Annotated in this window: 19 protein-coding genes; 10 read left to right on the forward strand and 9 right to left on the reverse strand. The window is 59.0% G+C overall.

Annotated elements, in window-relative coordinates; genetic code table 11:
- Positions 1-55 precede the first annotated feature (55 nt).
- Positions 56-1105 (reverse strand): ferrochelatase, encoded by a 1050-nt coding sequence (hemH, locus tag ACR0B0_RS19415; protein WP_480649185.1) that lies wholly within the window; start codon positions 1103-1105, stop codon positions 56-58.
- Positions 1106-1162: 57 nt separating this feature from the next.
- A complete protein-coding gene (locus ACR0B0_RS19420; RefSeq protein WP_254440280.1) occupies positions 1163-1993 on the reverse strand; it encodes a methyltransferase domain-containing protein in 831 nt (276 codons plus the stop codon).
- Between ACR0B0_RS19420 and ACR0B0_RS19425 the strand changes: the two genes are divergently transcribed.
- Genes ACR0B0_RS19425 through ACR0B0_RS19440 form a run of 4 tightly spaced genes read left to right on the forward strand, consistent with a single transcriptional unit; the run spans position 1974 to position 4318 of the window.
- Entirely contained in the window at positions 1974-2738 is a 765-nt protein-coding gene (locus ACR0B0_RS19425) for a double zinc ribbon domain-containing protein (protein WP_480649187.1), read from the forward strand. The two genes, ACR0B0_RS19420 and ACR0B0_RS19425, sit on opposite strands and share 20 nt — an antisense overlap.
- 37 nt (positions 2739-2775) lie before the next feature.
- Positions 2776-3033: a glutaredoxin 3 gene (grxC, locus tag ACR0B0_RS19430; RefSeq protein WP_170351906.1), complete on the forward strand. Its 258-nt coding sequence runs from the start codon at positions 2776-2778 to the stop codon at positions 3031-3033.
- Positions 3033-3863, forward strand: coding sequence for a carbon-nitrogen hydrolase family protein (locus tag ACR0B0_RS19435; protein WP_170361896.1), 831 nt, complete (start codon positions 3033-3035; stop codon positions 3861-3863). Before grxC ends, ACR0B0_RS19435 begins: the two co-directional genes overlap by 1 nt.
- A 14-nt stretch (positions 3864-3877) precedes the next feature.
- Entirely contained in the window at positions 3878-4318 is a 441-nt protein-coding gene (locus ACR0B0_RS19440) for a MarR family winged helix-turn-helix transcriptional regulator (protein WP_170351908.1), read from the forward strand.
- 1 nt (position 4319) lies between these two features.
- On the opposite strand, the gene ACR0B0_RS19445 is transcribed toward ACR0B0_RS19440, so the two are convergent.
- Both ACR0B0_RS19445 and ubiG read right to left on the reverse strand, forming a co-directional pair.
- The gene (locus ACR0B0_RS19445) at positions 4320-4625 is read right to left on the reverse strand and encodes a YciI family protein (protein WP_170361897.1); all 306 of its coding nucleotides are present in this window, start codon (positions 4623-4625) and stop codon (positions 4320-4322) included.
- 9 nt (positions 4626-4634) lie between these two features.
- Positions 4635-5381, reverse strand: a complete 747-nt coding sequence (ubiG, locus tag ACR0B0_RS19450) for a bifunctional 2-polyprenyl-6-hydroxyphenol methylase/3-demethylubiquinol 3-O-methyltransferase UbiG (RefSeq protein ID WP_480649189.1) — start codon at positions 5379-5381, stop codon at positions 4635-4637.
- A 48-nt stretch (positions 5382-5429) separates the two neighbouring features.
- On the opposite strand from ubiG, the gene pip reads away from it, so the two are divergent.
- From pip to infB, 6 genes are all read left to right on the forward strand, one after another.
- Positions 5430-6407: a prolyl aminopeptidase gene (pip, locus tag ACR0B0_RS19455; RefSeq protein WP_170351911.1), complete on the forward strand. Its 978-nt coding sequence runs from the start codon at positions 5430-5432 to the stop codon at positions 6405-6407.
- Entirely contained in the window at positions 6404-7225 is an 822-nt protein-coding gene (locus tag ACR0B0_RS19460) for an ABC transporter substrate-binding protein (protein WP_480649191.1), read from the forward strand. The genes pip and ACR0B0_RS19460 overlap by 4 nt, the downstream gene beginning before the upstream one ends.
- A 159-nt stretch (positions 7226-7384) precedes the next feature.
- Positions 7385-7975 (forward strand): ribosome maturation factor RimP, encoded by a 591-nt coding sequence (gene rimP, locus ACR0B0_RS19465; protein WP_170351913.1) that lies wholly within the window; start codon positions 7385-7387, stop codon positions 7973-7975.
- Positions 7975-9588 carry a transcription termination factor NusA gene (nusA, locus tag ACR0B0_RS19470; RefSeq protein ID WP_170351914.1) on the forward strand — a complete coding sequence of 538 codons (1614 nt, stop codon included), beginning with the start codon at positions 7975-7977 and terminating at the stop codon, positions 9586-9588. The genes rimP and nusA overlap by 1 nt, the downstream gene beginning before the upstream one ends.
- Before the next feature lie 22 nt (positions 9589-9610).
- Positions 9611-10234, forward strand: a complete 624-nt coding sequence (locus ACR0B0_RS19475; protein WP_170351915.1) for an RNA-binding protein — start codon at positions 9611-9613, stop codon at positions 10232-10234.
- 8 nt (positions 10235-10242) lie between these two features.
- On the forward strand, positions 10243-12717 hold the full coding sequence (gene infB / locus ACR0B0_RS19480; RefSeq protein WP_170379264.1) for a translation initiation factor IF-2: 2475 nt from the start codon (positions 10243-10245) through the stop codon (positions 12715-12717).
- A gap of 238 nt (positions 12718-12955) precedes the next feature.
- Here infB and ACR0B0_RS19485 read toward each other — a convergent pair whose 3' ends face one another.
- From ACR0B0_RS19485 to ACR0B0_RS19505, 5 genes are all read right to left on the reverse strand, one after another.
- A complete protein-coding gene (locus tag ACR0B0_RS19485) occupies positions 12956-14440 on the reverse strand; it encodes a DUF1214 domain-containing protein (RefSeq protein ID WP_170351917.1) in 1485 nt (494 codons plus the stop codon).
- 215 nt (positions 14441-14655) lie between these two features.
- Positions 14656-15483 (reverse strand): alpha/beta hydrolase, encoded by an 828-nt coding sequence (locus tag ACR0B0_RS19490; protein ID WP_170351918.1) that lies wholly within the window; start codon positions 15481-15483, stop codon positions 14656-14658.
- Positions 15484-15486: 3 nt separating this feature from the next.
- Positions 15487-16368: a tryptophan 2,3-dioxygenase gene (locus ACR0B0_RS19495; protein WP_480649193.1), complete on the reverse strand. Its 882-nt coding sequence runs from the start codon at positions 16366-16368 to the stop codon at positions 15487-15489.
- 63 nt (positions 16369-16431) lie between these two features.
- The gene (gene tdh, locus ACR0B0_RS19500) at positions 16432-17460 is read right to left on the reverse strand and encodes an L-threonine 3-dehydrogenase (protein WP_170399571.1); all 1029 of its coding nucleotides are present in this window, start codon (positions 17458-17460) and stop codon (positions 16432-16434) included.
- A gap of 14 nt (positions 17461-17474) precedes the next feature.
- Positions 17475-18659 carry a glycine C-acetyltransferase gene (locus ACR0B0_RS19505; RefSeq protein WP_170351920.1) on the reverse strand — a complete coding sequence of 395 codons (1185 nt, stop codon included), beginning with the start codon at positions 18657-18659 and terminating at the stop codon, positions 17475-17477.
- Positions 18660-18688: the final 29 nt, after the last annotated feature.

Raw genomic sequence — 18688 nt, forward strand, 5'->3', positions numbered from 1 at the left:
AAAAGGCGGTGGAGCGATCCACCGCCTTTTTTCATGCCTGATTGATGGGTGCTGCTTAGTCCAGCCAACCCTTCAGATTGTCTTCGATCACCCTGCCCAATGCCGCGATGTGCGAATCATCATCGTTGAGGCAGGGTATATAGGTAAAGGTTTCACCGCCCGCCTCTTCGAAGCTTTCCTTGATTTCTTCGTTGATCTCTTCCAGCGTTTCGATGCAATCGGCGGAAAACGCCGGTGCGATCACGGCAATGTTTTTCTTGCCCTGCCGCGCCAACTCGGCCACGTGGTCGACCGTATACGGCTTCAACCATTCCTCAGGCCCGAATCGCGATTGGAAGGTTGAAACAAGCTGATCATCCGACCAATCCAGCCGTTCCTTGAGCAAGCGCGAGGTTTTTGCGCATTGGCAGTGGTATGGATCGCCCTGCTGCAAATACCGTTCCGGCATCCCGTGATAGGAGCAAACCAATATATCCGGCTTGGCTTCCATCGCTGCATAGGCCTGTTCCACCGACCCGGCCAGAGCGTCGATAAAGGCGGGTTCATCGAAATAGGCAGGTACGGTGCGGGCGGCCGGTTGCCAGGCTTCATCCATCAGCGCGCGGAAGAACTGATCATTGGCGGTGGCCGTCGTCGCGCCCGCATATTGCGGATAAAGCGGGAAGAACAGGATGCGGTCGCAGCCCGCCGCCACCATTTCGCGCACTTTCGATTTGGTCGACGGGTTGCCGTAGCGCATGCAGAAATCGACCAGCACCTGATCGCCATAACGCGCCTGCATTGCGTTGCGCAGCTTAGCGGTCTGGTCCTTGGTGATCGTCATCAGCGGGCTTTCGCCCTTGTCGTGGTTCCAGATCGATTTGTACGCTTCGCCCGAGCTGAACGGGCGTTTGGTCAGGATGATTCCCTGCAGGATCGGTTGCCATTTCCATTTGGGATAGTCGATAACGCGCTGATCCGACAGAAACTCGTTCAGATACCGGCGCATCGGCCAATAGCTATAGTCGTCCGGTGTGCCAAGATTGGCCAGCAGGATGCCGACGCGGCCCATTTTGACCTTGGGGTGGTCCGCAGGGGCATGATCGGGGCGAGTGGCGTCAAACATTTCGAGCTTCCTGAGAGTTCTCTGTATCTGGCTGAGATAACCGGAAATCTCCGGTCGTCAATTGGACAGTTTGCCTTCTTTCGTTCCCAGCGCCTCGGCCAAGCGCGCCTGCGCTGATCCCGGACGCAATGGTTTTTGCTGGCTGTCATCGGGTGACCAGCCGGTCAGGCAAATCAATTCATAAGTGGACGACAAACGCCCCTGCGGTGTCGGGAAGTGATCGGCGTAAATCTGCTGCGCCCGGGCAAAGACCTGCCGCTGTGTGGCGTGTTTCATGCGTCCGGACAGGCTGTTGGTCTCTCCCATCGCGCGCAGATCATGCATCAGATGGGTCAAGTCGCGGTATTCCGCCGTCAGACGAGCGGTATCGGCGACCGGCAGCGCTAGCCCCGCGCGTTGTAGTAACCCGCCCAGATCGCGCAGCTCGGCCATCGGGGCGATACGGGGGCTGAGGCCACCTGTGACCTCGATCTCGGCCTGCCCAAGGGCGGCGCGTAACTCGTGCAGGGTTTCACCGCCGAGACACACCACCAGCAGCAAGCCGTCGGGCTGCAGGGCGCGGTGACATTGGATCAGCTGCCCCACCGGATCATTGGCCCAATGCAGCGCCATGGCGTGAATCACCAGATCATGCGCTCTGGGTGCTAGGTCCAGAACATCGTCATCCGAAACGATCTGTGCCTCCGGCAAAACGTCCTGCCAGATATGCGCAAACGGCGTCACAATCGCCGGGGCCGTAAAGGTTTTATTAACCATGGAGAGCCGATCCTGCACCTCATCCACCGCGGCGCGATGCAAAAACAGCGCCTCGTCCCGCGCGCGGGCACGGTGTCGGATCAGGGCTGGGCGGTCGAACAGAGAGGGTGCGTTGGACTCAGGCAGTTTCATAGGGCGCAACTACCGCATATGGCAGCGGATTCAAACCGCTGTCGAGTTGATCTATCCACCGCGATGTCTGGGATGTGGTGAATTGACCGAAGCGGATTTCGGCCTGTGCGGTGCTTGCTGGCGCGACACGCCTTTCATTGGCGGAGTGGTATGCGAAAGCTGCGGGGTGCCCTTGCCGGGCGAGGTGGATGGTCACCGGATCGAATGCGATGACTGCATGAAAACGGCCCGCCCCTGGCAGGATGGTCGGGCTGCGCTGATGTACGATGGCAAGGCGCGCGCCTTGATTCTGGCCTTGAAACACGGCGACAGACCTGAGCTGGCAAAGCCAGCAGCTAGGTGGATGGCGCAAGCCGGGCGGGATCTATTTCGCGACAACATGCTGATCGCGCCTGTACCCCTGCACTGGTCCCGTTTGATCAAGCGGCGGTACAACCAGTCGGCATTGCTAGCCCAGCATCTGGGGTGGGAAACGGGAATTGAGGTGTGCCCGGACCTGTTGCACCGACGGGCACGAACGCCAGTTCTGGACGGGAAAACCGCTGCTCAGCGGGCGGAAACCCTGGCCGGTGCGATCTCGGCGCATCCCAGGCAGGGGTCGCGCACTAAAGGACGGGATATCTTGCTGGTCGATGATGTCTTGACCTCTGGTGCGACTCTGACAGCCTGTGCGCGTGCCTGCCATGCAGCGGGTGCAAATCATATTTTCGTGTTGGTACTGGCACGCGTTGCCAAGGATGCCTAATTCGCGGAAGATCACGCGAAACCCAAAGGGACGGAATATGAAACCGGTTGAAATCTATACCTCGCCGCTGTGCGGTTTTTGCCATGCGGCCAAACGACTGCTGAAACAGAAAGGCGTCGAATTCAAAGAGATCGACGTGCTGATGCACCCCAAGCGCAAGCCAGAGATGATCAAACGCGCAGGCGGTAAACGCACCGTGCCGCAGATTTTCGTCGGGACGCAGCATGTGGGCGGCTGCGATGACCTGTACGAACTGGACCGTCAGGGCAAGCTGGACCGTCTTTTGGCGGCCTGATGAAATCCGCGCTGCTGCAAATCACTTCGTCGGATAACCCGGCCGAAAATCTGGAAATGGTGCGCGCCATGGTGGCCGAGGCCGCAGGTCAAGGCGCGCGGTTCATTCTGACGCCCGAGGTGACGAATTGCGTGTCCACCAGCACAACCCGACAGCGCAACGTTCTACAGCATGAAGAAGACGACCAAACGCTGGCGGGTCTGCGTGAACAGGCCGCCGCGCTGGGCGTCTGGCTGCTGATTGGGTCTTTGGCCATCAAAACCCACGATGCCGATGGGCGTTTTGCCAACCGTTCCTTTTTGATCGACCCGCAAGGGCAGATCGTGGTGCGGTATGACAAGATTCACATGTTTGACGTGCAGGTCTCGGAATCTGAGACCTTCCGCGAATCCAAAAACTATCGCCCTGGCGATAAGGCGGTGCTGGCCAAAACCGATTTCGGCACGGTTGGTCTGAGCATCTGTTATGACATCCGTTTCCCACATCTCTATGCCGCTTTGGCGCAGGCGGGGGCGCAAATTCTGACCATTCCAGCGGCGTTTTCGCCGGTCACCGGCGCAGCCCATTGGGAATCACTGCTGCGCGCGCGGGCGATTGAAACCGGCTGTTGGGTGCTGGCCCCGGCACAGACCGGAGAGCATCCGAAAACCCGCGGCAGAACACGTCAAACCTACGGTCACAGCATGGTTGTGGCCCCGTGGGGAGAGGTCGTTGTCGACGCAGGGGACGATCCAGGCATTCACTTTTTCGATTTGGATGATAGTTCTGTGTCAGAGGCGCGCCGTCGGGTGCCCTCGTTGACTCACGTGCGGCCTTTCGACGGGCCCTGATCCAGAACCGGACCATGACTGACGAACATAATGCCCTTGCGGTCACGCTGTTCAGCGAGATCCTGACCGCCGATCAACTATTGCGCAACCGGCTGAGCCGGGTGTTGCCCAAGGGCATGGAAATTTCGCATTTCTCGGTGCTGAACCATCTGGTGTTTGTCGGGGATGAGCGCAGCCCCGCGCAGCTGGCCAATACGTTCCACGTGACCCGAGGGGCGATGACCAACACCTTGGCCAAGCTGGAATGGGCCGGATACATCCACATCCGCCCCGACTGGGACGACGCCCGCCGCAAGATGGTCGCGATCAGCCCCGCCGGTCGTCGTGCGCGCGATCAGGCAATTTCGTCGATTGCGCCGCTGATCAACCGCGTGGTCGGAGAGCTGGGGCTGGAGCGTGTCCGCAGCACGCTGCCGGTGCTGCGGGATTTGAGAATCCGACTCGAAGACGAGTGAGTCAGGCTTTCAAAGCGGGATGCAGGTTGGACGCCCGGAACTCGGTCACGCGAAATTTGGCAACCTTTTCTTGTGCGAACGGGTCATGTTCCAGATACTTCTCAGCCTCCTCCCGGCTGTCGGCGGTCATCACGATCAGACCGCCACTGCGTGGAACCTTGGGCCCGGACATCAGGAACCGGCCATCTTTATATGACGCGTGCACAAAATCCATATGCGAGTCGATTACGGGTTCCACCTGATTCATTGGTACAATGTATTCGATGTCTACGACGAACAGGCTGCAACCTTCAGGGATTACTGACATAAAAAGTCCTTACTCTGGGCGAATGCTGGCTGTGACGTAATTGACGCTCAGATCCCGGTCCGAGATCGACCAACTCCAAAGAATCGGGTTGAATACGAACCCCTTGCGGTCCACCGGCTCCAGCCCGGCTTGGCGCAGCAGGTCGAACAGCTCATCGGGGGTGATGAACTTGTTCCACTCATGCGTACCCCGCGGCAGCCAGCGCATGACGACCTCGGCCCCGACGATCGCCATAGCATACGATTTCGGGTTGCGGTTGATGGTGGAACAAATCTCCAACCCGCCGGGTTTCAGCAACTGTTGTGTGGCGGTCAGGTAGGACAGTGGGTCGGCCACGTGCTCGACCACTTCCATGTTCAACACCACATCAAATTGCTCGCCCGCCTCGGCCAACGCCTCGGCGGTGGTGTGGTGATAGTCGATGTCCAGCCCGGACTGTTCCGCGTGGATGCGCGCAACGGGCAGGTTGCCCTCGGCGGCGTCGGCGCCCACGACCTCGGCCCCAAGGCGCGCCATCGGTTCGCTCAGCAGCCCTCCGCCGCAGCCGATATCCAGCAAACGCAGGCCCTGAAACGGGTTCGGCGCGGTCAAATCCCGGTCAAATTCGCCCGCGATCTGCTGTGTGATATAATCCAGACGGCACGGATTCATCATGTGCAGCGGTTTGAATTTCCCGTGAGGATCCCACCATTCTGCGGCCATCGCTTCGAATTTTGCGATCTCGGATGGATCCACAGTGTTCGGATGCGCTTGCATTCCTGTCTCCGTATGCTCTTTTACGTTTAAGGACTATATAGGGCCATAATGGACAAGTACCCGGACCAAAAGCGCGCAGTGCAATATCTGTACCCGCCGATCGACCCGTTCGATCAGCGAATGGTGGATATGGGCGAAGGGCATCGCATTTATATGGAACAATGCGGCAATCCAAAGGGGATACCGGTTGTGGTGCTGCATGGCGGGCCGGGCGGCGGCTGTAGCCCGGCGATGCGCCGTTATTTCGATCCCAGCGTCTATAGGGTGATTCTATTCGATCAGCGCGGCTGTGGCCGGTCGCGGCCCCATGCGTCGGTGACCGACAATACGACATGGCATCTGGTGGCCGATATCGAACGGTTGCGCACCCTACTGGATATCGAGGATTGGGCTGTGTTTGGCGGCAGTTGGGGCGCGACTCTGGCGCTGATCTATGCACAGGCGCACCCGGATCGCGTGAACCGTCTGGTGCTGCGCGGCGTGTTCCTGGCCACACAGGCCGAGCTTGATTGGTTCTATGGCGGCGGCGCAGGCAAGTTCTGGCCCGAGCAATGGGCGAAATTCACCGCTCTGTTGACCGAGGCTGAGCTGACCGACACGATCGCTGCTTATAACAAACGCCTGTTTTCGGGGGATCGGGCCACGGAAATCCTGTATGGGCGGGCCTGGTCCGCGTGGGAGAACGCGCTGGCTTCAATTCATGCCCAAGGCGGGACGGGGGAAAGCCCTGGCGAATATGCGCGGGCCTTTGCGCGGCTTGAGAATCACTATTTCATCAATAGCGCCTTCCTAGAGAAGGATGGTCAGATTCTGGACCAGATGGACAAGATCGCTCATATCCCCGGCCATATCGTGCAGGGTCGCTATGACATGATCTGCCCACCACAGGCCGCGTGGAATCTGGCCGAACGCTGGCCCAATGCCGAACTGAAGATGGTCCGCAACGCAGGCCACGCCCTGTCTGAACCCGGTATCAGCGCCGAGCTGGTCCGGATCATGGATCGCGTGGCCGAGGGGGTGGTATGACCCGGATTGACCGTCGTGCTCTGTTTGCCTCGGGTGCTGCCGCAGCTTTGCTGGCGGCCGCGGGGGCGTCGCTGGCGGATACGCCTAAGGCCGGTGGTGCACTGCGGCTGGCTGTGCCACGCGATGACAGCTTGGAACAGGTGGCCCGTGGGGCGGTGTTTGATACTCTGACCGAAATTGCCCCAGATGGCACCTTGCGCGGTGAGCTTGCGACGGGTTGGCACACGGACGCGGATGCGCGGGTCTGGCAGTTCGATCTGCGCGAGGATGTTACCTTTCACGATGGCGTGCCGCTGGACGTTGCGGATGTGATGGCAGTTCTGGGCAATGTTGGGCGGGTCGAAGCCGTATCGCCCAATCAGGTGCAGCTTGAACTGGCTGAGGCAAATCCGGGCCTGCCGTTCCTGCTGGCCGACAGCCGCTTTGTCATCACCCGCGACGGACAAGGCGTGACGCCTTTGCACGCGGCCAATGGTACCGGATGCTACCGCGTGGAACGCGCCGAGGATGATCGTCATTTCCTGGGCCGCAAGGTGGTCGGGCACTATAAGGACGGCAAGGCCGGGTGGGCCGAGACGTTCGAAATCATTGTCATCCCCGACGCCCGTGTCCGGGCCGAGGCGTTGCGCGACGGGTTCGTCGACGTGGCGGCGCTGCTCTCAGGCGGCGAGTTGAAAGGCCAGCGCGGGCTGCGTTTTCACCCAAGCGAATCGGATATGGCACTGGCCGTGGCCCCACATGTGGGCATGCCGCGCCAGATCGGGGCGGGCCGCGCACTGGACGATGGCCGCATCGCCGAACGGTGGTGGATGGCGTAAATCCGATCACGTCGTGCACCGGGGGTTGCAGATTCGGGAAACCCTGCGTATATGCAGTTGCAACAGCGGCGTGTCGGGCTTCGGTCCGGGGCTCCACCGGAAATTTCGACGGGCCGCGCGCCCGTTTTTTTGTGCCCGTATGACAGGGTAGAGCACCTGATGACAAACGACCTGATAGCCAAAGCGGCGATTGATCGGCGGCTGGCCGAGATCATCACCCCCGTGATCGAAGATCTGGGGTATGAGCTGGTCCGCATCCGCCTGATGAGTGGCAAGACCACCACGATGCAAATCATGGCCGACAAGCCTGATGGCGGCATCGAAGTGGATGATTGCGCCGAAATCTCGAACGCGGTTAGCGCCACGCTGGATGTCGAAGATCCGATTCTTGACGCCTATACGCTTGAGGTTTCAAGCCCGGGCATTGATCGTCCTCTGACCCGTCTCAAGGATTTTGAGATGTTCGAGGGGTATGAGGCCAAGATCGAGACCGCCGAGCTGATCGATGGCCGCCGCCGGTTCAAGGGTGAGCTGGCTGGGATCGAGGGCGACGAGGTTCTGATCAACATCCCCGAAGGGTCCGAGACAATCACCATTGGTCTGCAATTCGACTGGCTAAGCGATGCCAAGTTGGTTTTGACCGATGACCTGATCAAGGAAATGTTGCGCCAGCGCAAGGACGCCGGTGCCCTGAACGAAAACGCTTTCGACGAGATTGAGACCGAAGGGTCCGAAGAGGAGACGAACTGATGGCAATCACCTCAGCCAACCAGCTGGAGCTGCTGCAGACCGCCGAGGCCGTGGCCCGCGAAAAGATGATCGACCCCGGTCTGGTTGTCGAAGCGATGGAAGAATCGCTCGCCCGTGCCGCCAAGAGCCGTTACGGCGCCGAGATGGATATCCGTGTCAGCATCGATCGCAAGACCGGCAAAGCGACATTCACCCGCGTTCGCACCGTGGTCGAGGATGAAGAGCTTGAGAATTATCAGGCCGAGATGACCGTCGAGCAGGCCAAGCAGTACATGGAAGCGCCCGAGGTCGGCGACGTCTTCGTCGAAGAGGTTCCCCCGGTTGAAATGGGCCGGATTGCTGCTCAGTCCGCCAAGCAGGTCATCCTGCAAAAGGTTCGCGAAGCTGAGCGCGACCGTCAGTACGAAGAATTCAAGGATCGTGCGGGTACCATCATCAACGGTGCGGTTAAGCGCGAAGAGTTTGGCAATGTCATCGTCGATCTGGGCGGTGCCGAAGCCGTTCTGCGCCGCAATGACAAGATCGGCCGCGAAAGCTATCGCCCGAATGACCGCGTGCGTGCCTATATCAAGGAAGTGCGCCGCGAGGTTCGTGGCCACCAGATCTTCCTGTCGCGCACTGCGCCGGAATTCATGGCCGAGCTGTTCAAGATGGAAGTGCCGGAGATCTATGACGGCATCATCGAGGTCAAGGCCGTGGCCCGTGACCCCGGCTCCCGCGCCAAGATTGCCGTGATTTCGTACGATGGGTCCATCGATCCTGTCGGTGCCTGCGTTGGTATGCGCGGTAGCCGCGTGCAGGCCGTTGTGAACGAGCTGCAGGGCGAAAAGATCGACATCATCCCGTGGAACGAAGACCAGCCGACCTTCCTGGTGAACGCGCTGCAGCCCGCCGAGGTTTCCAAGGTGGTTCTGGACGAAGAAGCCGGCAAGATCGAAGTTGTTGTGCCTGAGGAACAGCTGAGCCTCGCAATCGGTCGCCGCGGTCAGAACGTGCGTCTGGCCAGCCAGCTGACAAATCTGGATATCGACATCATGACCGAGGCCGAAGAATCGGCGCGCCGTCAGAAAGAGTTCGAAGCCCGCACGCAGCTGTTCATGGAAAGCCTCGATCTGGACGAATTCTTCGCGCAACTTCTGGTTTCGGAAGGCTTTACCAACCTCGAAGAGGTTGCCTATGTCGAGCTGGAAGAGCTGCTGGTCATTGACGGCGTCGACGAAGGCACTGCGCAGGAGCTGCAAACCCGCGCCCGTGAATTCCTGGAAGCCCAGGCCAAGGCAGCGCTGGACGCAGCCCGTGCCTTGGGTGCCGAGGACAGCCTTATTGAATTCGAAGGCCTGACACCCCAGATGGTGGAAGCGCTGGCAAAGGACGACGTAAAAACGCTTGAGGATTTTGCCACCTGCGCCGATTGGGAACTGGCCGGCGGCTGGACCACGGTCGATGGTGAGCGAATCAAGGATGACGGTGTGCTTGAGCCTTTCGGCGTTACGCTGGAAGAAGCACAGGATCTGGTCATGACCGCACGTATCATGCTGGGCTGGGTCGATCCCGCCGAGCTGGAACAAGCCGAAGAAGATGGCGAAGCAGTAGACGAGGAGGCCGAGGCCTGATCTCAGGCCTCGGGGTGCGCGCATGGGTCGCGGTGGCGTCCATAAGGATCGGTCCGAAGGACCTGAACGCAAGTGCATCGCCACGGGCGACATTCAACCTAAATATGGGTTGATACGCTTTGTGACGGGGCCGGACGGGCAGGTCTATCCGGATGTCGCGGCGAAATTGCCGGGTCGCGGAGTCTATGTGGCGGCGGATCGCGCTGCACTGGACAAGGCCGTTGGCAAGAAGCTGTTCGCCCGCGGGTTCAAAGCGCAAGTCAGCGTGCCACAGGATTTGACCGATGAGGTCGAAAAACAGGTTTCGCGCCGGGTGATCGAGCTGTTGAGCCTGGCGCGCAAGTCCGGTGACGCGGTCGCTGGGTACGAAAAGGTCAAGACATGGCTGGACCGGGAAGAGGCACAAGTGCTGATTCAGGCCAGCGATGGATCGGGGCGCGGCAAGTCGAAACTCAGCACGCCGCACTTTGGAAAATACATCGGTTGGCTGACCGCAGACGAGTTAGGACAGGCATTTGGGCGCCAAACCGTGATTCATGCGGCCATGGCCTCTGGTGGACTCGCCAAACGTGTTGTAGAGGAAGCGCAGCGCCTGCGTGGCTTGCGCGAAACGGATGACGGCGGCAGGGGCCGCGCGGAAGGGTAAAAAGCTTTATGAGCGAGAATGACGGCAAAAAGACATTGGGTCTTCGTGGTGGGGCACGCCCCGGAAATGTGAAACAGAGTTTCAGCCACGGACGCACCAAGAATGTCGTGGTGGAAACCAAACGCAAGCGCGTGGTGGTTCCCAAGCCGGGCGCCGGCAAACCGGGTGGCGGAGCAACGCCGTCGGGTGATCCGTCGCGTCGCCCTGCAGGTATCTCTGACGCGGAAATGGCGCGCCGGATGAAGGCACTGCAGGCCGCCAAGGCCCGCGAAGTCGAAGAGGCCGCAGCGCGTGAAGCCGCCGAAAAGGCGCGCGAGGAAGAACGCGCCCGTCGTCGTGCCGAGCAAGAAGCAAAAGAACGCGAACAGCGCGAAGCTGAAGAGCGCGCCCGCGCCAAGGCCGAAGAGGAAGAGCGCAAGCGCAAAGAGGCCGCAGAATCCGCCAAACGTGCCGCTGCTGCCCCAGCTGCCGAAGAACCCAAAGCGGCGCGCGCACCGGCCAGCAAACCAGCCCCGGCCGCCACCCCGCGCAAGCAGGACCGTGAACGCGAACAGCGCGGTCGCGGCAAGGGCCGTGATGACAATCGTCGTTCCGGCAAGCTGACACTGGGTCAGGCCACCGGTGGCGAAGGTAGCCGTCAGCGCTCGATGGCGTCGATGAAGCGCAAGCAGGAGCGAGCGCGTCAGAAAGCCATGGGCGGCCCGGTCGAGCGGGAAAAGGTAATCCGCGACGTGCAACTGCCCGAGGCGATCACAGTGTCCGAGCTGGCCAACCGCATGGCCGAGCGTGTGGCTGATGTGGTCAAATCGCTGATGAACATGGGCATGATGGTCACGCAGAACCAAACCATCGACGCCGATACCGCCGAGCTGATCATCGAAGAGTTTGGTCACAAGGTCACGCGTGTTTCCGATTCGGATGTCGAAGACGTCATCAAAGAGGTCGAAGACAGCGAAGAAGATCTGCAGCCGCGTCCGCCGGTCATCACCATCATGGGTCACGTCGACCACGGTAAGACCTCGTTGCTGGATGCGATTCGAGATGCGCGCGTTGTTGCCGGTGAGGCTGGAGGCATCACCCAGCATATCGGTGCCTATCAGGTGAAAACCGATGGCGGCACTACGCTGACCTTCCTGGATACGCCGGGCCACGCGGCCTTTACCTCGATGCGTTCGCGCGGGGCTCAGGTCACGGATATCGTGGTGCTGGTTGTGGCTGCTGACGACGCGGTGATGCCGCAGACGATCGAAGCGATCAATCACGCCAAAGCGGCCGAAGTGCCGATGATCGTGGCGATCAACAAGGTCGACAAGCCGGATGCAAACCCGGACAAAGTGCGCACCGATCTGTTGCAACACGAAGTGATCGTTGAGAAAATGTCGGGTGAGGTTCAGGACGTCGAAGTGTCCGCCATCACCGGTCAGGGCCTTGATGAATTGCTGGAAGCCATCGCGCTGCAGGCCGAGATTCTGGAGCTGAAAGCCAACCCCGACCGCGCCGCCCAAGGTGCTGTGATCGAGGCGCAGCTGGATGTGGGCCGTGGCCCCGTGGCCACCGTTCTGGTTCAGAACGGCACGCTGCGCCAGGGCGATATTTTCGTTGTGGGTGAGCAATACGGTAAGGTCCGCGCGCTGATCAACGACAAGGGCGATCGCGTCAAAGAAGCTGGCCCCTCGGTCCCGGTCGAGGTTCTGGGTTTGAACGGCACGCCCGAGGCCGGTGACGTTCTGAACGTGACCGAGACCGAAGCACAGGCCCGTGAGATTGCCGCCTATCGTGAACAGGCCGCCAAGGACAAACGCGCCGCCGCTGGTGCCGCGACCACCCTTGAGCAGCTGATGCAGAAGGCCAAGGAAGACGAAAACGTCACCGAGCTGCCGATTCTGATGAAAGCGGACGTACAAGGTTCGGCCGAGGCCATCGTTCAGGCGATGGAAAAGATCGGCAACGAAGAAGTGCGTGTGCGCGTTCTGCACTCGGGCGTTGGCGCGATTACCGAAACCGATGTCGGCCTGGCCGAAGCGTCGGGTGCGCCGATCTTTGGGTTCAACGTGCGTGCCAATGCGTCGGCACGGAACACCGCGAACCAGAAAGGCGTGGAAATCCGCTACTACTCGGTGATCTACGATCTGGTCGACGACGTGAAAGCCGCCGCTTCGGGCCTGCTGAGCGCCGAGATCCGCGAAAAGTTCATCGGTTACGCCGAGATCCGCGAAGTCTTCAAGGTTACCGGTGTTGGCAAGGTCGCTGGCTGTCTAGTCACCGAAGGTGTGGCGCGTCGTTCCGCAGGCGTCCGTCTGCTGCGCGACAACGTGGTGATCCACGAAGGCACGCTGAAGACGCTGAAACGCTTCAAGGACGAAGTGTCCGAGGTTCAGTCGGGTCAAGAATGCGGTATGGCGTTCGAGAACTACGACGATATCCGCGCAGGTGACGTGATCGAAATCTTCGAACGCGAAGAGGTCACCCGGACGCTGGATTGATCCTGCTTTGTATGGGAAATGAAAACAGCGGCTCAATTGGGCCGCTGTTTTTTGTGAAATACCACGAACCTTAACTGTCTTGAACGAAATTTTCTGACTCTAATCCCGACCGCGCATAAGCAACTCAGACATTGCCACACGGTGAATCCAACATAACGTCGGCTGTGCGGACAAAGCAGACATCACGCGGAATCGCGTTTTGACCCGCTACTCGGACAGCTTTCTGACTTGGGCGTGTTCAAATTTTCTCAAGATCACCCAATACCCAGCCGCTCTCAATCCAGCCGTCAGCAGGTCCGTACAGTCGAAACAGTAAGAAGTACGGTTCCGTCGTTGGTATCCAATTGCTCTCCTGTCCTTCGGGTGCCTCGGGAGCAAAGTAGATGTCATACGACCCATCTTCGTTGACCTGCATTGTTTCTACATCCCGCGACGACAGGCCGACTGGGTTCACATTGCGGATGAAGCTCTTGGTCTCCATCGAGTAGACAATCACGGACCAGAAATCCTCGGCGGGCGTATCTGCAGGGATGTTCAGTTTGTATGTCTGAGTATGGTCGTACATGTCTCCCGCGCTGTCGCGCAGACCAGTGAGATAGAAGGTGCCACCGCCCAGATTCTTGGGCAGATAGGTAATCCAGAAGTAACTTCCACCAGCCCGATCATCGACCAACACTTCGGTATCGGTCTCGTATGGGAAGCCAAGCTCGGCTTGCCCCTCGGCAAAGTCCCAGATCAGCCACTGCGACTTCAAGTCACCGCTTTCGTCGACCCAAAGCGGAACGGTCGCTAAACCGGGCTCAACGAAGTATCGCTGCATGGCGGCATAGGCCAATAGAAGCCCCTCGTTCATAGCATCGATTTGGCGTTCCGTCGGTTCGAAGGGTTTGCCTTTTTCGATCCCAAGATCCTTCAGGAAATTGACCATGATCTTGTCTTGCGGACGGATCGGGTTGTTTTGAATGTAGTCGTTCAGGTCCTGAAAGTAGGTATGATTGTAGTAGGGCAGCGAGTCATACGGAACCTCAGAGGCTTCGTGGTAGGTGTTCGGCGGCGGGTTATCCGCTTCCGATAAGTAATAGACCTTGATCGTCTGCGCATAGTCCGCTGCGTCGGCATCCGTCGCTCCGTTGTATAGCCTCGGGCGGAAAGAGAAGCCGTACTCGTAGGTATCAGTTTCGAAGGGCATATAGCCCGCATCCGTCAGTTCCTGGACCGACATCTCTCCTTCGTAGCCGGGCGGGAGCATCAGGTACTTGCCCCCTTCTCCCTTGTCATGGCCGTCCGGCCCAACATCGACAATTGGCACGTCCCAGGCGTTCACAATCGTTCCAAAGTAGCTGACGTTGTCTGTTGCCGCCGGCACCTCGATCACAAGTGGACCGGGTTCAGATGTCATCGACGACCATGCATAGGCGGTCACGTCGTTCGCTGTCAAAAACCCATGCTTAGAGTCGAAGGGTTTGTTCAGGTAAACGACATCGTTGTAGTCGCCACCGAGGTCACGCCGAATGCCTTTCAGGAAGTCCACCATACCAGCCGCAGGCATTCCCCAGATTGCGGCCTGCGTCGCGCGTTGAACCATGATCGTGTATTCAATGTCCTCGATCTCGGCCGATCTCGCCAGAATATCGCCTGTGTCGTTGAAAGACTGCGAAACGGCTTGTTGACCAGACAGTAGGATTGCGGAAGCTACCGTCAAACAGGGCAGTACAGTTTTCATATTGATACCTCGGCGTTTAATTGAAACCCCTGCAGTCTATGTGCGAATTACTCGGAAGTGCAGTGGCAAACGTCGCCCAAAAAACGTAAAGATTTCTTGCGTCGGCTTCGGGCTTGAACCGGACATTCCCTGCTCCGTCAAAAACGTTCGGTTCGTTAGGGATGGGCAGGTTTGTGTGCTAAAGGCCAGACCTGACTGATACCCAATTTTCTTGGCTATCGGGACGTCGCCAAAAACGTTTCCGGATGCATAATTATATCGAAATGCTGCATCCCCTTTTTCAGATCGAAATTGACCGCATGCCCGGCTTTGCGCAGCAATTCGGCATAATCTCGGCTCTGGCGGACGAATTCGGGGGTATCCCGTTCCGCCACAGTCACATGGTAACGCGGGCCAGGGGCGGGTAGGTGCAGGATAGGGGACAGATCATGTATCTCGACCGGGGTCAGTTGCAGCGGATCGTTTACGGACGTCAGGCTGATCGGCTCCAGATCATAGACGCCGCTAATCAGGATCACCTCGCGCACGCGGAGCCCGGCGCGGGCCAGCGCATCGGCCGAGGTTGCCATGACCATAGCCGCCAATTGCGCCCCGGCGCTGTGGCCCGACAGGGTGATCCGTGACGGATCGAAACCCAGATCAGGCGCATTTGCGGCCAGCCACAGCAGGGCGTCGCGGCATTCGTTGATCATGTCGCCAATCCGCGCCTCGGGGGCCAATGTGTAGTTCAAGGTCGCAAAGGACTGTTCGTCCTCAACCAGTGCCGGGGCCATCATTGCCGACTCGTTCTGACTCAGCGCCTGCCAGTAACCGCCGTGAATAAAGACGTGCAGTGGCGCGCCTGCCCCCTTCGCGGGAAAGAAATCCAAAACCTGCGCCCTACCGTCGCCGTAAGAGACATTCCCGATGACTTCCATCTGTGCCCGGTGCTGCGCGCTGAGCGCGGCGTAGCTGTCCAGATAAGGCGTCAGGTCGCCGCCGATCATCGACCGGGGCGAATATTCCTGCTCTAGCTCTTCCTGCGAAAACCCGCGGTACAGCATCGCTTACTCCTGCTGGGAATACATCAGTTCGGTGCGCATATCGTAAAGATCATGGAAGAACCGCAAATCCAAGGCTTTCCGCAAGAAGGATACACCACTGGACCCGCCGGTGCCCGGCTGGTTGCCTATCACTCGTTCTACCGCGGTGACGTGATCGAAGCGCCAGCGTTGAAACAAGGACTCCACGTCCATCAGTTTCTCGGCTAGCGCATAAAGATCCCAGTATTTGTCCGTGTCGCGATACACCTGCACCCAGATCTTCACGACGCGAGGATCACCAGAGTAGGGCTGGGCAAAGTCGCGATCCAGTAGGTCCTGCGGTACGTCAAATCCCTGCCGGGCCAACATGAACAGAACCTCGTCGTATAATGACGGCTTGGTCAGCGCAGCGTTCAGCAGTTCCATGACCTGCGCGTCATGTTCGTGGACTTTTAGGGTCGAGGCGTCCTTGTTGCCCAAAATGAATTCGATCTGGCGATAGCCATAGCTTTGAAAACCGGACGAACTGCCCAATGCCTCGCGAAAGGTCATGTAGTCCGCAGGGGTCATGGTCAGCAACGTCTCCCAGGCGGATATCAGTTGCCGCTGGATGGCCTTGACCCGGTCGAGATTTTTCATCGCAGGGCCGAATTCATCCTGTTGCAGAAATCGGCGCACCTCGACCAGTTGGTGATGCATTAGTTTCAGCCACAGCTCGCTGACCTGATGAATGATGATGAACAGCATCTCATCTGGTTGCGCAGGGTCCTGAAAGGTTTTTTGCAGGTTCAGCAGGGTTTTGAGCTGCAGGAAATCGCCGTAACTCTTGCGATGGGTCTGTGCGAAATCGGTGACCAGAGTGTCCTCGATTCCGCGTTCCAGATACCGGTCATCCTTATCGCCCATATGCTCCTCCAAACGACTGGGTTCACCCCTGTTTAGGGGCTGAACCCGCGCAGTACCAGAGCGTCAGGTCCAGTCCAGCACCACTTTGCCTGACCGGCCTGATTTCATCGCGGCAAATCCTTCGGCAAAATCGTCAACTTTCATCTCGTGCGTGATGACACGGCTGACATCCAGACCGTTCTGCAGCATGGCGATCATCTTGTACCAGGTCTCGAACATCTCGCGCCCGTAGACGCCTTTGATGGTGATGGCCTTAAACACGATGCGGGACCAATCGACCGGGGATTTGCCGGGCGGAATACCCAGCAGAGCGATCTTGCCGCCCATCACCAGCGCCTCGACCATTTGATCCAGCGCGATTTGTGAGCCCGACATTTCCAGCCCTACATCGAACCCTTCTTTCATGCCGAGTTCTGCGATGACGTCCTGCAGGTCTTCTTTGGACACATCCACGGTGCGCACGGTCGGTACCACATGTTCGGCCAGTTTCAGACGGTCGGGGTTGATATCGGTGATCACCACATGGCGCGCGCCAGCATGGCGGGCGACAGCGGCAGCCATGATGCCGATGGGGCCAGCACCGGTGATCAGAACATCCTCACCCAGCAGATCGAAGCTAAGCGCGGTGTGAACCGCATTGCCCAATGGATCGAGGATGGCGCCGATCTCATCCGGCACGTCTTCGGGCAGGGGCACCACGTTGAAGGCGGGCAACTTAAGATATTGGGCAAAGGCCCCCTGTTCGTTTACGCCAATCCCCCGCGTACCAGGATCGAGGTGGAACTTTCCCGCTCTGCTCTGACGGCTGTCGTTAGTTATCAGATGCCCCTCGCCCGAGCAGCGCTGACCGATCTCAAGACCTGTCACATTGCGCCCGATCTCGACGATCTCGCCCGCAAACTCGTGGCCGGTGATCATTGGAATCGGCACTGTGGCGGCGGCCCAGTCATCCCAGTTCCAGATATGGATGTCGGTGCCGCAGATGCCGGTCTTGTTGACACGGATCAGCACCTCTTCGGGGCTGATTTCGGGCACCGGGGCCTGGACCATCCACAGACCTTCCTCGGGCTTGGATTTCTCCAAAGCTTTCATCGTGTTGGGTCGCATCAGATCACTCCCAGTTCTTTGCCAACCTTGCCAAAGGCGGCCAATGCACGGTCCAGTTCGTCTTTCGTCAAGGCTGCATTCATCTGCGTCCTGATCCGCGCTTGTCCGCGCGGGACAACGGGGAAGAAGAAGCCCGAGACATAGACGCCCTCATCAAACAGACGCGACGCCATGTCCTGCGCCAAAGTCGCCTCGCCCAGCATCACCGGAATGATTGGGTGTTCGCCGGGCAGCAGGTCAAAGCCCAGCTTTTCCAGCCCAGCACGCCAGTATTTCGCGTTGCCGAATAACTGAGCGCGCAACATTTCGCCCTCTTCGACCAACCGGATCGCCTCAAGACCTGCGGCGACAATCGAGGGTGGCAGCGAGTTTGAGAACAAATAGGGCCGCGCCCGCTGCCGCAGCAGATCGATCACTGGTTGCGGCCCGGCGATATAACCGCCGATTGCCCCCCCAAGTGCCTTGCCCAAGGTTCCCGTTAGAATGTCGACATCGACACCAAAATGATCTGGCGTGCCTGCGCCGTTCGGCCCCATAAAGCCGGTCGCGTGGCAGTCATCGACCATGACGATGGCATCATATTTATCGGCCAGCTCGCGAATTTTCGGCAGGTTGGCCAGGTAACCGTCCATCGAGAACACGCCGTCGGTCGCGATCATGATGTGCCGCGCTCCGTCCTCGCGCGCCTGTTTCAGCCAGGCCTCAAGGTCGTTCATGTCGTTGTTCAGGTAGCGATAGCGTTTCGCTTTGCACAGCCGCACCCCGTCAATGATCGAGGCATGGTTCAGACTGTCCGAAATGATGGCGTCTTCTGGCCCTAACAAGGGCTCAAAGAGCCCGCCATTGGCATCGAAACAAGCCGCAAACAGGATCGCATCGTCCTTGTTCAGGAATTGCGCCAGCTTCTGTTCCAACTCGCGGTGAATGTCCTGGGTGCCGCAGATAAACCGGACCGAGGCCATGCCGAACCCTTTGGGCCGCATCGCGCCCTTGGCGGCGTCGATCAGCGCAGGGTGATCGGCCAGACCCAGATAATTGTTGGCGCACAGGTTTATCACCTGCTTGTCGCCCACAGTAATCTCACCGCCCTGAGGCGAGGTGATCATTCGTTCGCGTTTATACAGACCCTCAGATTCAATCTGCGCAAGGGTGTCCGTGATGTGGGACAGGAATGCATCGGCCATGGCGGTCTCCGGTTTATATGAGTCGCGTA

This window comes from Ruegeria sp. BA12 (genome assembly GCF_056539625.1).

Bases quoted from the DNA above. Each gene is read 5' to 3' on its own strand.
- hemH (WP_480649185.1), bottom strand. From the start codon at position 1,105: ATGTTTGACGCCACTCGCCCCGATCATGCCCCTGCGGACCACCCCAAG.
- ACR0B0_RS19420 (WP_254440280.1), bottom strand. From the start codon at position 1,993: ATGAAACTGCCTGAGTCCAACGCACCCTCTCTGTTCGACCGCCCAGCC.
- grxC (WP_170351906.1), top strand. From the start codon at position 2,776: ATGAAACCGGTTGAAATCTATACCTCGCCGCTGTGCGGTTTTTGCCAT.
- ACR0B0_RS19435 (WP_170361896.1), top strand. From the start codon at position 3,033: ATGAAATCCGCGCTGCTGCAAATCACTTCGTCGGATAACCCGGCCGAA.
- ACR0B0_RS19440 (WP_170351908.1), top strand. From the start codon at position 3,878: ATGACTGACGAACATAATGCCCTTGCGGTCACGCTGTTCAGCGAGATC.
- ACR0B0_RS19445 (WP_170361897.1), bottom strand. From the start codon at position 4,625: ATGTCAGTAATCCCTGAAGGTTGCAGCCTGTTCGTCGTAGACATCGAA.
- ubiG (WP_480649189.1), bottom strand. From the start codon at position 5,381: ATGCAAGCGCATCCGAACACTGTGGATCCATCCGAGATCGCAAAATTC.
- pip (WP_170351911.1), top strand. From the start codon at position 5,430: ATGGACAAGTACCCGGACCAAAAGCGCGCAGTGCAATATCTGTACCCG.
- ACR0B0_RS19460 (WP_480649191.1), top strand. From the start codon at position 6,404: ATGACCCGGATTGACCGTCGTGCTCTGTTTGCCTCGGGTGCTGCCGCA.
- rimP (WP_170351913.1), top strand. From the start codon at position 7,385: ATGACAAACGACCTGATAGCCAAAGCGGCGATTGATCGGCGGCTGGCC.
- nusA (WP_170351914.1), top strand. From the start codon at position 7,975: ATGGCAATCACCTCAGCCAACCAGCTGGAGCTGCTGCAGACCGCCGAG.
- ACR0B0_RS19475 (WP_170351915.1), top strand. From the start codon at position 9,611: ATGGGTCGCGGTGGCGTCCATAAGGATCGGTCCGAAGGACCTGAACGC.
- infB (WP_170379264.1), top strand. From the start codon at position 10,243: ATGAGCGAGAATGACGGCAAAAAGACATTGGGTCTTCGTGGTGGGGCA.
- ACR0B0_RS19485 (WP_170351917.1), bottom strand. From the start codon at position 14,440: ATGAAAACTGTACTGCCCTGTTTGACGGTAGCTTCCGCAATCCTACTG.
- ACR0B0_RS19490 (WP_170351918.1), bottom strand. From the start codon at position 15,483: ATGCTGTACCGCGGGTTTTCGCAGGAAGAGCTAGAGCAGGAATATTCG.
- ACR0B0_RS19495 (WP_480649193.1), bottom strand. From the start codon at position 16,368: ATGGGCGATAAGGATGACCGGTATCTGGAACGCGGAATCGAGGACACT.
- tdh (WP_170399571.1), bottom strand. From the start codon at position 17,460: ATGAAAGCTTTGGAGAAATCCAAGCCCGAGGAAGGTCTGTGGATGGTC.
- ACR0B0_RS19505 (WP_170351920.1), bottom strand. From the start codon at position 18,659: ATGGCCGATGCATTCCTGTCCCACATCACGGACACCCTTGCGCAGATT.